The 12758-nt window shown below is 70.5% G+C and carries 14 protein-coding genes and 1 pseudogene; 12 read left to right on the forward strand and 3 right to left on the reverse strand.

All coding sequences use genetic code 11. The annotated features are described in order from the left end of the window. The first annotated feature begins 104 nt into the window (after positions 1–104). The 7 genes from QMK28_RS06365 to QMK28_RS06395 all read left to right on the forward strand — a co-directional run bounded on the left by QMK28_RS06365 (position 105) and on the right by QMK28_RS06395 (position 6124). Positions 105–845, forward strand: coding sequence for a 2-oxo-4-hydroxy-4-carboxy-5-ureidoimidazoline decarboxylase (locus QMK28_RS06365; RefSeq protein ID WP_326436006.1), 741 nt, complete (start codon positions 105–107; stop codon positions 843–845). A gap of 354 nt (positions 846–1199) precedes the next feature. After that, positions 1200–1580 (forward strand): succinate dehydrogenase, cytochrome b556 subunit, encoded by a 381-nt coding sequence (gene sdhC / locus QMK28_RS06370; protein WP_326436007.1) that lies wholly within the window; start codon positions 1200–1202, stop codon positions 1578–1580. 3 nt (positions 1581–1583) lie between these two features. Further along, entirely contained in the window at positions 1584–2078 is a 495-nt protein-coding gene (locus QMK28_RS06375) for a succinate dehydrogenase hydrophobic membrane anchor subunit (protein WP_326436008.1), read from the forward strand. Between the two features lie 21 nt (positions 2079–2099). Further along, positions 2100–3854, forward strand: coding sequence for a succinate dehydrogenase flavoprotein subunit (gene sdhA / locus QMK28_RS06380; protein WP_326436009.1), 1755 nt, complete (start codon positions 2100–2102; stop codon positions 3852–3854). Next, positions 3854–4627 (forward strand): succinate dehydrogenase iron-sulfur subunit, encoded by a 774-nt coding sequence (locus QMK28_RS06385; protein WP_326436010.1) that lies wholly within the window; start codon positions 3854–3856, stop codon positions 4625–4627. Before sdhA ends, QMK28_RS06385 begins: the two co-directional genes overlap by 1 nt. 316 nt (positions 4628–4943) lie before the next feature. After that, a complete protein-coding gene (locus QMK28_RS06390; protein ID WP_326436011.1) occupies positions 4944–5504 on the forward strand; it encodes a GNAT family N-acetyltransferase in 561 nt (186 codons plus the stop codon). 95 nt (positions 5505–5599) lie between these two features. Beyond that, complete coding sequence (locus QMK28_RS06395; RefSeq protein WP_326436012.1) at positions 5600–6124, forward strand: HD domain-containing protein; 525 nt, start codon at positions 5600–5602, stop codon at positions 6122–6124. Between the two features lie 22 nt (positions 6125–6146). Here QMK28_RS06395 and QMK28_RS06400 read toward each other — a convergent pair whose 3' ends face one another. After that, positions 6147–6563 carry a MerR family transcriptional regulator gene (locus tag QMK28_RS06400; RefSeq protein WP_326436013.1) on the reverse strand — a complete coding sequence of 139 codons (417 nt, stop codon included), beginning with the start codon at positions 6561–6563 and terminating at the stop codon, positions 6147–6149. A 72-nt stretch (positions 6564–6635) separates the two neighbouring features. Here QMK28_RS06400 and QMK28_RS06405 point away from each other — a divergent pair, with 72 nt between their 5' ends. The 4 genes from QMK28_RS06405 to QMK28_RS06420 all read left to right on the forward strand — a co-directional run bounded on the left by QMK28_RS06405 (position 6636) and on the right by QMK28_RS06420 (position 9451). Next, entirely contained in the window at positions 6636–7484 is an 849-nt protein-coding gene (locus QMK28_RS06405) for an alpha/beta fold hydrolase (protein WP_326436014.1), read from the forward strand. 162 nt (positions 7485–7646) lie between these two features. Then, the gene (locus tag QMK28_RS06410; RefSeq protein WP_326436015.1) at positions 7647–8099 is read left to right on the forward strand and encodes a hypothetical protein; all 453 of its coding nucleotides are present in this window, start codon (positions 7647–7649) and stop codon (positions 8097–8099) included. A 5-nt stretch (positions 8100–8104) separates the two neighbouring features. Next, positions 8105–8695, forward strand: coding sequence for a thiol-disulfide oxidoreductase DCC family protein (locus QMK28_RS06415; RefSeq protein ID WP_326436016.1), 591 nt, complete (start codon positions 8105–8107; stop codon positions 8693–8695). A 9-nt stretch (positions 8696–8704) separates the two neighbouring features. After that, the gene (locus QMK28_RS06420; protein ID WP_326436017.1) at positions 8705–9451 is read left to right on the forward strand and encodes a TetR family transcriptional regulator; all 747 of its coding nucleotides are present in this window, start codon (positions 8705–8707) and stop codon (positions 9449–9451) included. Between the two features lie 59 nt (positions 9452–9510). Here QMK28_RS06420 and QMK28_RS06425 read toward each other — a convergent pair whose 3' ends face one another. Both QMK28_RS06425 and QMK28_RS06430 read right to left on the reverse strand, forming a co-directional pair. Next, complete coding sequence (locus QMK28_RS06425) at positions 9511–10836, reverse strand: metallophosphoesterase (protein WP_326436018.1); 1326 nt, start codon at positions 10834–10836, stop codon at positions 9511–9513. A 210-nt stretch (positions 10837–11046) separates the two neighbouring features. Continuing rightward, a pseudogene (locus tag QMK28_RS06430) lies at positions 11047–11283 on the reverse strand (SCO4848 family membrane protein); the annotation flags it as partial. A 175-nt stretch (positions 11284–11458) separates the two neighbouring features. Here QMK28_RS06430 and QMK28_RS06435 point away from each other — a divergent pair. After that, positions 11459–12691 (forward strand): D-alanyl-D-alanine carboxypeptidase family protein, encoded by a 1233-nt coding sequence (locus QMK28_RS06435; RefSeq protein WP_443050558.1) that lies wholly within the window; start codon positions 11459–11461, stop codon positions 12689–12691. The last annotated feature ends 67 nt before the right edge of the window (positions 12692–12758 follow it).

Genomic DNA, 12758 nt, shown 5'->3' on the forward strand with positions numbered 1-12758 from the left:
GGTGAAATACGCGCATCCGTCGGGCCACGGCGAAGAAGCATCGTTACGGTTGCGACTCGTTCGCACCCGCTGCCCCGTCAATCTCTTCTGATCAATCTCTCCTGTTGGAGGAGTTCCCGCTGTCCAGCGACAGTCCGGCCGTGCACGGCGCCCCGGAGGAGAACGTCACCCGATCGGCCGCCCCCACCCGGATCCACGGCCCGTATTCCGCCTCGCCCGGGATCGCGCCGACGACGGCGTCCGAGGCGAGATCCAGGACGCGACCCGAGGCCGGAGCGGAGACGCTGACCGAGACCGGCACCGGGACCGAGACCGGCATCGGCCCCGGCAACGGCCCCGGGATCACCCCCGAGACCGCGCCCGGGCTCTCCGGCCTCGACCGGTTGAACTCGGCTCCCGCCGGCGCCGTCGAAGCGGCCCTGCACGCCTGCTGCGGCAGCCGCCGCTGGGCCCGGCGGCTGACCGTGCACCGCCCGTACCCCGACCTCGACGCGCTGCTCGCCGCGGCCGACGAGGCGAGCTACGACCTCGGCCCCGCCGACCTGGCCGAGGCGCTCGCCGACGAATCGGCCGTCCAGCAGCCGCCGCCCGGCACCCGCCGGGTGGGCACGCTCGCCGCGCACACCGCGCTGCGGGCCGCGCACGCCGCGTACGAGAGCCGGTTCGGCCATGTCTTCGTCATCTGCGTGGACTCGTTCCGCCCGACCGAGGTGCTCGGCCATGTGCTGGCGGGCATCCGGGCCCGGCTGGGGAACGACCGCGACGAGGAGCGGGCCGTCAGCGCCGACGAAATGCGCCGGATCGCGCGTGGCAGGCTGACCCATCTCGTGGCGAACCGTCCATGAAGCCCAGATTCCGGCGCACGGCAGACTGACCCGCCTTTACGGCAAACTGTCCGCGAACCACCGATTACGGCGCGCGGCGACTGACCCACCCCGCGACGCCCACCCTGCACTGACCCACCTCGCGCTGCCCCACCTTGTGGTGAATCATCCGGGAAGCCCCGATTCCGGTTGTCCTGATAGCCCAACCGTGCCTCTTTGATCACACCAGGCCGCCCCCGGGCAAACGAACCGACAACACGTCGCTACGATGGCCAGGGCCGGTGGACCGTACCCGGCCGGGCCCGACCGACACCGCGGATTCTTTCCAGTAGAGGATGGCGGCAGGCCCCAATCCCCGCTCCCGGAGGGTTTTCCGTGCCGGCTGGAACGCTGTACCGCGGCCGGGAAGGCATGTGGTCGTGGGTGGCTCATCGAGTCACTGGCGTCCTCATTTTCTTCTTCCTGTTCGTGCACGTCCTCGACACCGCTCTCGTCCGCGTCTCCCCCGAGGCGTACGACGATGTCGTCGCGACGTACAAGACGCCCCTCGTCAACCTGATGGAGTACGGCCTGGTGGCCGCCATCCTGTTCCACGCGCTCAACGGCCTGCGGGTCGTAGCCGTGGACTTCTGGTCGAAGGGCCCGAAGTACCAGAAGCAGCTGCTCTGGACCGTTGTCGGCATTTGGGCCGTGCTGATGGCGGGGGCTTTCTACCCGATCCTGTCGCACACCCTGCGCACTCTGTTCGGGAGCTGAGCCATGTCTGCAGAGACTTCTTCACCCGCGGGCTCCGCCGCGGACGCCACCGTGACCGATTCGGCGCCGCGGTACGACGTGGACCACCCGGCTCCGTTCATCGAGCCGCCCCGCGCCCGTACCCAGCGCACGCCGAAGGCGACCCGTACCAACTTCGAGCTGTACGGCTGGCTGTTCATGCGGCTGTCCGGCATCGTGCTGGTCGTCCTGGTCCTCGGCCACCTGCTGATCCAGCTCGTCCTCGACGGCGGTGTGACCAAGATCGGCTTCGCCTTCGTGGCCGGCCGCTGGGCCTCGCCGTTCTGGCAGGGCTGGGACCTGTTGATGCTGTGGCTCGCGATGCTGCACGGCGCGAACGGCCTGCGCACGGTCATCAATGACTACGCCGAGCGGCCCAATACCCGCTTCTGGCTGAAGACGCTGCTGTTCACGGCCACGGTGTTCACCGTGCTCCTCGGCACGCTGGTGATCTTCACCTTCGACCCGAACATCCGCTAGAGCCCGGGGCTGACGCCAGACATGAAGATCCACAAGTACGACACCGTCATCGTCGGCGCCGGTGGCGCCGGCATGCGCGCGGCCATCGAGTCGACCAAGCGCAGCCGCACCGCCGTCCTGACGAAGCTGTACCCGACGCGCTCCCACACCGGCGCCGCGCAGGGCGGCATGGCCGCCGCCCTCGCGAACGTCGAGGAGGACAACTGGGAGTGGCACACCTTCGACACGATCAAGGGCGGCGACTACCTGGTCGACCAGGACGCCGCCGAGATCCTCGCGAAGGAGGCCATCGACTCCGTTCTCGACCTGGAGAAGATGGGCCTGCCGTTCAACCGCACGCCGGACGGCACCATCGACCAGCGCCGGTTCGGCGGCCACAGCCGCAACCACGGCGAGGCCCCGGTCCGCCGGTCCTGTTACGCCTCGGACCGCACCGGCCACATGATCCTCCAGACGCTGTATCAGAACTGCGTCAAGGAGGGCGTGGAGTTCTACAACGAGTTCTACGTGCTGGACCTGCTGCTCACCGAGGTCGACGGGGTCAAGAAGACCGCCGGCGTCGTCGCGTACGAGCTGGCGACCGGCGAGATCCACGTCTTCCAGGCGAAGGCCGTCATCTTCGCCTCCGGCGGTACCGGCAAGTTCTTCAAGGTGACGTCGAACGCGCACACCCTGACCGGTGACGGCCAGGCCGTGGCGTACCGCCGCGGGCTGCCGCTGGAGGACATGGAGTTCTTCCAGTTCCACCCGACGGGCATCTGGCGGATGGGCATCCTGCTCACCGAGGGCGCGCGCGGCGAGGGCGGCATCCTGCGCAACAAGGACGGCGAGCGCTTCATGGAGAAGTACGCGCCCGTCATGAAGGACCTCGCGTCGCGCGACGTGGTGTCCCGCTCGATCTACACCGAGATCCGCGAGGGCCGTGGCTGCGGACCCGAGGGCGACCACGTCTACCTCGACCTCACCCACCTGCCGCCGGAGCAGTTGGACGCCAAGCTGCCGGACATCACCGAGTTCGCGCGGACCTACCTCGGCATCGAGCCCTACACGGACCCGATCCCGATCCAGCCGACCGCGCACTACGCCATGGGCGGCATCCCCACCAACGTCCAGGGCGAGGTGCTCTCGGACAACACCACGGTCGTGCCGGGCCTGTACGCGGCCGGCGAGGTCGCCTGTGTCTCCGTGCACGGCGCCAACCGGCTGGGCACCAACTCGCTGCTGGACATCAACGTCTTCGGCAAGCGGGCCGGCATCGCCGCCGCCGAGTACTCGGCGAAGCACGACTACGTCGAGCTGCCCGAGGACCCGGCCGCCATGGTCGTCTCCCAGGTCGAGCGGCTGCGCGACTCCACCGGAACCGAGCGGGTCGCCGACATCCGCAAGGAGCTCCAGGAGTGCATGGACGCCAATGTGATGGTGTTCCGTACCGAGCAGACGATCAAGACGGCCGTCGAGACGATCGGCGCCCTGCGCGAGCGCTACCTGACCGTGTCCGTGCAGGACAAGGGCAAGCGCTTCAACACCGACCTGCTGGAGGCCGTCGAGCTGGGCAACCTGCTCGACCTGGCCGAGGTCATGGCGGTGTCCGCGCTCGCCCGCAAGGAGTCCCGCGGCGGTCACTACCGCGAGGACTTCCCGACCCGCGACGACGTCAACTTCATGCGGCACACCATGGCGTACCGCGAGACGAGCGCCGACGGCACCGAGTCGATCCGGCTCGATTACAAGCCGGTCGTCACGACCCGCTACCAGCCGATGGAGCGTAAGTACTGATGAGCACCCCGACGCTTGAGAAGCGCTCGAACGCACTGGACTCCGCCGAGGACTCCGCAGCGCACACCATCACCGTCACGTTCCGGATCCGCCGGTTCAACCCGGAGGTCTCGGACGAGTCGCGCTGGGAGGACTTCCAGCTCGACATCGATCCCAAGGAGCGCGTCCTCGACGCCCTCCACAAGATCAAGTGGGACGTGGACGGCACTCTGACCTTCCGGCGCTCCTGCGCGCACGGCATCTGCGGCTCCGACGCGATGCGGATCAACGGCCGCAACCGGCTGGCGTGCAAGACGCTGATCAAGGACATCAACCCGGACAAGCCGATCACGGTCGAGGCCATCAAGGGCCTCACGGTTCTCAAGGACCTCGTGGTCGACATGGACCCGTTCTTCCAGGCCTTCCGCGACGTGATGCCCTTCCTGATCACGACCGGCAACGAGCCGACCCGCGAGCGCCTCCAGTCCTCCGAGGACCGCGAGCGCTTCGACGACACCACCAAGTGCATCCTGTGCGCCGCGTGCACCTCCTCGTGCCCGGTGTTCTGGAACGACGGCCAGTACTTCGGCCCGGCGGCGATCGTCAACGCGCACCGCTTCATCTTCGACTCGCGCGACGAGGGCGGTGAGCAGCGGCTGGAGATCCTGAACGACAAGGACGGCGTCTGGCGCTGCCGCACCACCTTCAACTGCACCGACGCATGCCCGCGTGGCATCGAGGTCACCAAGGCGATCCAGGAAGTCAAGCGGGCGCTGATCACCCGCCGCTTCTGACGTCTCGCGACGCCGGTAGGACAGTTCGGCGGTGGCAGGGCGGTGCGGTGCCGGTACGGCCGGCCGCGCGGCGTCTGTACGGCCGAGGGCCGCCGGGTCTGTACGGCCGAAAGGTCGGTTCCCGTACGTTTTACGCGTACGGGGGCCGGCCTTTCGCTGGTTCCTGGGGGGCTTGCGGGCGGGGCCCGTGCGCGGATTTGCGAGCGGCCTTGCGCGGGTTTGCGAGCGGCCTTGCGCGCGGTGTCGCACGCCGGCTCGCGCGCGGCCTGTCTGCGCGGCTTCTGCGCGGCTTCCGCGCGGCCCTTAAGCTGACGGGATGATCACTGGTTCCGTCGCCGTAACCGATGACGTACTGCTCAGACCGGCGACCCCGGGGGATGCCGCAGCTCTGAGCCGGAGCTATCTCCGCAACCGCGACCACCTCCAGCCCTGGGAACCCCGCCGTCCCGAGGAGTTCTACACCGCCAGGGGGCAGGCCGACTGGCTGCGCGCGCAGTTGCAACAGCAGCGCCAGGGCCGGCTGATGCCCTGGCTGCTCACCGACGGGGACCGCGTCGTCGGCGCGGTGACGCTCTCCAACATCGCGCTGGGCCCCTTTCGCAGCGCCAACCTCGGCTACTGGGTGGACGCGGAGTACACCGGCCGGGGCATCGCCACGACAGCGGTACGGCTCGCCTACCGGGCGGCGGACGAACAGCTGGGACTGCATCGTGTCCAGGCCGGAACGGTCGTCGACAACCAGCCTTCCCAGCGGGTGCTGTCCAAGTGCGGCTTCGAGCTGATCGGCGCCGCCAGGAACTACCTGCACATCAACGGGGCCTGGCGCGACCATTTGCTCTTCCAGCGCGTCCTGCACGACCGGCGACCGCCGACCTGAGCTGTCTGTAGGTCTTCGCGGGTCCCCTCGGCGTCCTCCCGGGTGGACACTGAGGCTGTCCGCCGAGCAGCCTGTCCACCGAAAAGGAGGCCGCCATGCATCGCCGGCTCACCCTCGCCGAGACCGACGCCCTCGCCGCCGAGGCGCACGCAGGCCAGACCGACCGGATAGGCGTGCCGTACGTCGAGCATGTGCGGGCCGTCGCCCGCGGTCTCGCGCCCATCAGCGAACGCCTCGCCCAGGCGGGTCTGTTGCACGACGTGGTCGAGGACACCGAATGGACCCTGGACGGCCTGCTGGCGGCGGGCGTCCCGGCCGAGGTGGTCGCACTGGTCGACGCCGTGACCAACAGGCCGGGCGTGCCATACGAGGCCATGATCCGTTCGATCGTCGAAGCCGCCGAGGCCGGTGACGAGGAGGTGGCCCTCCTCAAGATCGCCGACAACGCGCACAACTCCCACCCCGACCGCACCGCCGCCCTGCCCGCCGGGGACCGCAAGCGGCTGGAGGCGAAGTACCGGGCGGCCCGCCGGCTGCTCTGGCCGACGGTCGGCCGGGACCAGTTGGAAGCGGTGGTGCGGCGCGTCAACCCGTCACTGTTGGACCGGTCGGGAGACTGACTGCAAGCGGTGGTGCGGCGCGTCAACCCGTCGCTGCTCGACTGGTCGGGAGGCTGAGTACGAACTCGCCGCCGACCGATCGCGAGCGCTCCTCGGTGGCCGCGCTGTAACCGGCCAGCACCTCGCGGCTGCGAAGGAGCTCCGCGATGTCCGCGTCCGTCCGGGACAACTGCTCGCGCAGCGTGTCGCGTACCGCGTCGCACGGCACCAGCCCGAGGCCGGTGCCGGGCGGAGCGCACGGCAGCAGCCCGCGGATGACGTCGGTGGACAGCCCGGCGGCCAGCAGACCGCGGATGCGGGCGACGAGCTCAGGGGCTTCCGGGCCGTAGCGGCGGTAGTCATTACTGTCCCGCTCGGCGCGTAGCAGGCCCTGTTCCTCGTAGTAGCGCAGCAGCCGGGTGCTGACGCCGCTCAAGCGAGCCAATTGACCGATCCGCATCGCGTCCCCCTCGTACGGGCTTGACCTTCGGACTTGACCTTCACACTGATGTGAAGTGCCAACCTCTGCGCCATGACACAGATTCCCGCAGCCCCGGCCACTGTTCCCGCCGCTGGCGCCCCGACCGCCCCGACCGCCCACGCCGGCACCCCGGCGCTCGCCACCACCGTCACCGGCTCCGGCCCCGGCATCCTGCTCGCGCACGGTGCGGGCGGCAGTATCGAGGGCAACTACGGGCCGCTCGTCCCGGCCCTGGCGGATGGCCACACGGTCGTCGCCCCCGACTACCCCGGCTCCGGCGCGACCCCGCGCTCGTCCGGGCCGCTCACTCTCGACGGGCTGGCCGACGCGCTGGTCGAGTCGGCGACGGCCGCCGGGGTGGAGACCTTCACCCTCGTCGGCTTCTCCCTCGGCACGGCAGTGTCCGTACGAGCCGCGGCGCGCCACCCGGAGCGGGTGCGCGGGCTGGTGCTCACCGCCGGGCTGGCCCGGCCCGACCACCGGACGCGGACCTCGCTCACGCTGTGGCAGGACTTCCTGGCGTGCGAGGACTTCGAGGGTTTCGCCCGCTTCATCGCCCTCGCCGGGTTCGGCGAGGACTTCCTCAACGCGCTGCCGGACGAGGTGTTCGAGTCGCTCCTGACGGATATCGCGGCGGGCGTCCCGGCCGGGGCGGCGGAGCAGGCGGCGCTGGTCGCCGAGGTGGACACGACGGCCGACCTCGCGGGGATATCGGCGCCGACTCTGATCATCGCCCCCACCCAGGACACCCTGGTCTCCCCCGCCAACTCGCGCTTCCTGGCGGACGGAATCCCCGGGGCCGCGTACGCCGAGATCGCGACCGGGCATGTGGCGATGGCGGAGCGGCCCGCGGAGTGGCAGGCGCTGGTGGCGGACTTCCTCGCGAAGCACTCGCTCTGAGGCCGAGCGCACGCCCCCGGCGCGCGATCCCGGCGCACGACTTGAGACCCAGCGCACGGCTGGGTCCCCACTCCCCCCACTCCACACTCTTGAACATGTTCAAAAAAGGGCCTACAGTCAGCCGTGCAATCAACTTTTGAACACGTTCAAGAAGGAGTGGGGATGGACCTCACAGTCGTCGCCTATGTCATCTACCTGATCATCAGCATCAGCCTGACGCTCTGGGTGGCCCGCACCCTCAGCCGCAACGGCCGGATCTTCCTGGCCGACGTCCTGCACGGCAACGAGAAGCTCGCCGACGCCGTCAACCACCTCCTGGTGGTCGGCTTCTACCTGATCAACCTCGGCTTCGTCGCCCTGCACCTGAAGGCGACCAACGCGGTGCTCGACGCCCGCGAACTCGTGGAGGCCCTCTCAGTGAAGCTCGGCGTCGTCCTGCTGGTGCTCGGGGTGCTGCACCTGGGCAACGTCTTCGTCCTCAACAAGATCCGTCGCAGGGGCCTGATGGAGCGCGAGCAGACTCCGCCCATGGCCCCGCAGCAGTGGCTCACCCCAGGAGCCCCCGGAGCCCCCGGAGCGCAGGGTGGCGCGGCAGGCGCCGGGGCCGGGGCGTGAGCGCCGTGGCCACCGGAGCAGCCGCGGCCGACCGGGGCGCTCTCGCCCCGGTCCGCCGGCTCACCGTGCTGTACGACCCGAACTGCCCGCTCTGCGCCTTCGTACGGGACTGGCTCGCCGGACAGCGTCAGCTCGTCCCCCTCGACCTGGTGCCCGTCGGATCGGCCGAGGCGCACCGGCGCTTCCCCGGCTTCGACCACTCCTCGGCCGAACGCGAGATCACGGTGATCGGGGACGGCGGCCAGGTCTACCGGGCGTCCGCCGCCTGGGTGGTGTGCCTCTGGGCGCTGGCCGAGTACCGGCCCCTCTCCCACCGGCTCAGCACCCCGGCCGGCGCCCCGCTCGCCCGCGCCGCCGTGCTCGCGGCGGCCAAGTACCGCGAGGCCGCCAACCGGGGCGGCAACCGGGCCGTCGCCGGGGGCGCGGCCCGTGACCCCCGCCGCGGCGGCCCTCCCGGCGGCTGGGCTCCGATCGTTGACCGGGACGGCAGCACGGGCGTCCGCACCAACGGCCAGCATGTCGGCTGCACGGACGACCGCACCAGCGGCTGCGGCACCGACGGCCGCACCGCACCCGCCCCCCATCGGCCCCATTAGGCTCATCCCGTGGACGACGCAGTACCGACCGACAGTCAGAGCAACAAGCGGCAGCAACCCTCCAAGAGCGAGCAGACACGGACGCTCATCCTTGAGACCGCTCTGCGCCTCTTCCAGGAGCGCGGCTACGACAAGACCACCATGCGGAGCATCGCCAAGGAGGCCGGGGTCTCCGTCGGCAACGCGTACTACTACTACGGCTCCAAGGAACACCTCGTGCAGGGGTTCTACGACCGGATCGCCACCGAGCACACGGCGGCGGTCCGCCCGGTGCTCGCCGAGGAGACGGACCTCGCGGCGCGGCTTCGCGGCGTACTCCTCGCGTGGCTCGACCTGGCCGCGCCGTACCACGAGTTCGCCGGCCAGTTCTTCAAGAACGCCGCCGACCCGGACAGCCCGCTCAGCCCCTTCTCGGACGAGTCGCACGGGGCCCGTGACACCGCGATCGGCATCCACCGGCAGGTGCTGGCCGGGGCGCGCGTCACAGCGGATCCGGAGCTGACCGAACTGCTGCCCCAGTTGCTCTGGCTCTACCAGATGGGGCTCGTCCTGTACTGGGTCCACGACCGCTCCCCCGACAGCGCGCGCAGCCGCCGCCTGGTGGAGCGCACGGCCCCGCTGGTCGGCCGGGCCGTCTCGCTCTCGCGGTTCAGGGTGCTGCGCCCGCTGGTGCGCGAGATCAACGACCTGCTCACCGAATTCCTGCCGACGGCCGCGGGAGCGGCCGGATCCGCTCAGGCGCGCAAACGCGCGTGAGCGCCCCCGCATACCGCCCCACGCGCCCCTGAAGCGGCGCCCCCGGCAGTGGCGCCCGCTCAGGCCCGCAGGGACGCCAGCTCGACGATCGTGACGTCCGGCGGCGCGCCGACCCGTACCGGCGGGCCCCAGGCCCCCGCGCCGCGTGTGACGTACAGCTGGGTGTCGCCGTAGCGCTCCATCCCGGCGACGGTCGGGTTGGCCAGCTCCGCGACGTAGTTGCCGGGCCACACCTGCCCGCCGTGGGTGTGGCCGGACAGCTGGAGGTCGACGCCGTGCTTGACCGCTTCGTGGATCATCACCGGCTGGTGCGCGAGGAGCACCGACGCGCGCGCCGGATCGCGATCCCCCAGCGCGCGCCCGTAGTCGGGCCCCAGATCCTCGCCCCGGCTGCCCTCGCCCTCGCCGGAGATGTCGTTGACTCCGGCCAGATCAAAGCCGGGCAGCTCGGTGCGGGCGTTCTCCAGCGGGTGGACGCCCAGTTCACGGACCTTGTCGACCCACTCGCGCGCACCGGAGAAGTACTCGTGATTGCCGGTGACGAAATATGAGCCGTGCCGGGCCCGCAGCCGGCGCAGCGGCTCGGCGGCCGGGCCGAGGTCCTCGACGCTGCCGTCGGCCAGGTCGCCGACGATCGCGATCAGGTCGGGGTTGGTGCGGTTGATCGTTTCCACGATGCGCTGTGTGTGGGCGCGGCCGAGGATCGGCCCGAGGTGGATGTCGCTGACGACCGCGATCCGGAAGCCGTGCGACCTGACGGGCAGTTTGGCGAGCGGGACGGTGATCCGCTTCACCGTCGGGCCGCGCATCACGGTGTACGTGCCGTAGCCGACCGTCCCCAGGGCCGCCGCGGTCGCGCCGATGGCGGCCGTACGGGCGACGAACAACCGCCGTGAGGTGGTCGCCGGGTCGCTCCGCGGCTCGTTTTCGCCGACAGTGCCGCCGGGGCCCGCTGCCGCCGTTTCCGGTGCGCCCGCGTACGGCGCTGTCGCGTCCGCCGCCCGCGTGTCCGGCACCGTCACGACCGCCGGGGGCGCTTGTGGGGAGCTCGCGCGGACGGCCGCGCGCCGGGTGAGCAGCCGTGTCAACACGGGCCGCACCACCTCGCCGACCAGCACCGCGAGCGTCAGATACAGCAGTACAGCCAGCCACAGGAATCCCGGCCAGGCGAGCGCCTGTTGCACGCCGAAGGGCGCGCCGGCCCTCTCCGAGGTCACCGCGCCGAAGGTGAGCAGGGGCAGCACGAAAACCGCCACCGTGCCCGCCCGGCGCGCCCGGCCGCCGGGTGCGCTGATGTCGCGCACCAGTCGCCGCCACAGATACCAGTGGACGCAGACCAGCAGGCCGACGATGACCAGCACGATCAGAATCGTGACCAGGATCATTACCCCGTACCGACCTTATCCGGCAGAGCCTGCGGAGCCGACAGTGTCGGCGGAACCAGTGGACCTGGCCGCGTCGGCGGAGCCAGTCGGGCCAGCGGACTTGTCAGCGTCGGCGCTACCGGTCGGACCGGTCGAACCGATCGGACCAGTGGGCTCGTCCGTGGGCTTGTCGGCACCCGCGGAACCGGTGGGGCTGGTGGATTCCGTGGATTGACCACGCAATGCGCGCACTCCACGGAACCCGACCACCCCCACACCCGTCCCCAAGAGAAACGAGGCAATCGCGAGCAGCAGGTGAACCCAGAAGTACGCGGTCGGGTCGCCGGAGTCGTCAAAGGCGAGCCCGCTGCCGTCCTGCCAAAGGTTCTTTACGAAAGTGATCCAAATGAACCAGCTCCACACCCCGAAGGCGAGCAGGAACCAGGAGACGGGGCGGCTGAGCTTCATGGAACCCAGTATGGCCGCCGGGAGCCTTCGGCCCGCGGCAGGGGCACTTGTGGGTGGGGCAGCGTTCTCGTCGGCCGGCTCGCCGGGTACGTTCACGAGCGTGCCCACCTCTCCTTCCGCAGCGCCCGCCCCGAAGCGGCGCGCTGCCGCGGTCCTGACGACCGCCTCGCTGCTGATGCCCTGTCTGCTGCTGGCAGCCCCTGTCGCGCACGCCGACGACGAACCCGGAGGCAAGCGCAAGCAGCCGCGGCCACCTGCCAAGATGTCCGCCGTGGGCGGGGAACGGCTCGGCCGCCCGGGTACGCAGACGCAGCTCTCGGCCGGCGCGCCCGCGCTGCCGAAGAAGCTGACCGGCCGCTCGTGGATCGTCGCGGACGCCGAGTCCGGTGACGTCCTGGCGGCGCACAACGCGCACTGGCAGCTTGCCCCCGCCAGCACCCTGAAGATGCTGTTCGCGGACACCGTGCTGCCGAAGTTCCCCAAGACGAAGACCCACACGGTCGAGCCGTCGGACCTCGCGGGCATGGGCGCGGGCAGCAGCCTGGTCGGCATCAAGGAGAAGCAGAGCTACTCGGTGCACGACCTGTGGCTCGGCGTCTTCCTGCGGTCCGGGAACGACGCGGTGCACGTGCTCTCCGCGATGAACGGCGGCACCGCGAAGACCGTCCGGGAGATGCAGCAGCACGCGAACAAGCTGCGGGCGGGCGACACGCATGTCGTCACCCCCGACGGCTACGACGAGAAGGGCCAGGTCAGCAGCGCGTACGACCTCACGCTCTTCGCCCGCTCCGGGCTGCAGAACGCCGACTTCCGCGAGTACTGCTCGACGGCGAACGCGAAGTTCCCCGGCGAGCTGAAGAAGCCGAAGAAGGGCGACGACAAGCCGCCGAAGCGCGAGTCCTTCGAGATCCAGAACACCAACCGGCTGCTGACCGGGGACTTCGGGCTCGCCCCGTACAAGGGCATCGCCGGCGTCAAGAACGGGTTCACCTCGCACGCCGGCTCCACCTTCACCGGCGTCGCCCAGCGTGGTGACCGGGTGCTGCTGGTCACCGTCATGAACCCGAATTCCAAGGAGCGCAACGCCTCCTACCAGGAGACCGCGCGGCTCTTCGACTGGGGATTCAAGGCGGCCGGCTCGGTCGAGCCGGTCGGCGCCCTCGTCCCGCCGGAGGGCGCGGCAGGGGACACCGGACAGAGCGGCGGCACCGGCAAGGGCGGCGGCTCCGGCAAGGGCGGCGACGCGGAGCACCAGGCGTCGGTGAGCTCGTCCGACGGCGGCTCCGGCGGGATGTGGACGGCGCTCGGCGTCACTGGTGCCGCGCTGGTGGCAGTGGCCGCAGTGGCTTTCGCGGTGCGTCGTCGCTGGCCGCGTCCGCAGTCGGCGGGCCGTCGCCGCCGGGGCTGACGGCGTCGCGGTCGGGGCTGCCGCCATCCCGTTCGGCGGGGGCGCTCTCCCGTTCGGCGCGGGTGCC

The sequence above is a fragment of the Streptomyces sp. H27-D2 genome (assembly GCF_035828615.1).
Taxonomy (GTDB): domain Bacteria; phylum Actinomycetota; class Actinomycetes; order Streptomycetales; family Streptomycetaceae; genus Streptomyces.

What these genes read in the sequence shown, in the direction of transcription:
- QMK28_RS06375 (WP_326436008.1), top strand. Translation starts at nt 1,584, where the DNA reads ATGTCTGCAGAGACTTCTTCACCCGCGGGCTCCGCCGCGGACGCCACC.
- sdhA (WP_326436009.1), top strand. Translation starts at nt 2,100, where the DNA reads ATGAAGATCCACAAGTACGACACCGTCATCGTCGGCGCCGGTGGCGCC.
- QMK28_RS06385 (WP_326436010.1), top strand. Translation starts at nt 3,854, where the DNA reads ATGAGCACCCCGACGCTTGAGAAGCGCTCGAACGCACTGGACTCCGCC.
- QMK28_RS06390 (WP_326436011.1), top strand. Translation starts at nt 4,944, where the DNA reads ATGATCACTGGTTCCGTCGCCGTAACCGATGACGTACTGCTCAGACCG.
- QMK28_RS06395 (WP_326436012.1), top strand. Translation starts at nt 5,600, where the DNA reads ATGCATCGCCGGCTCACCCTCGCCGAGACCGACGCCCTCGCCGCCGAG.
- QMK28_RS06400 (WP_326436013.1), bottom strand. Translation starts at nt 6,563, where the DNA reads ATGCGGATCGGTCAATTGGCTCGCTTGAGCGGCGTCAGCACCCGGCTG.
- QMK28_RS06405 (WP_326436014.1), top strand. Translation starts at nt 6,636, where the DNA reads ATGACACAGATTCCCGCAGCCCCGGCCACTGTTCCCGCCGCTGGCGCC.
- QMK28_RS06410 (WP_326436015.1), top strand. Translation starts at nt 7,647, where the DNA reads ATGGACCTCACAGTCGTCGCCTATGTCATCTACCTGATCATCAGCATC.
- QMK28_RS06425 (WP_326436018.1), bottom strand. Translation starts at nt 10,836, where the DNA reads ATGATCCTGGTCACGATTCTGATCGTGCTGGTCATCGTCGGCCTGCTG.
- QMK28_RS06435 (WP_443050558.1), top strand. Translation starts at nt 11,459, where the DNA reads ATGCCCTGTCTGCTGCTGGCAGCCCCTGTCGCGCACGCCGACGACGAA.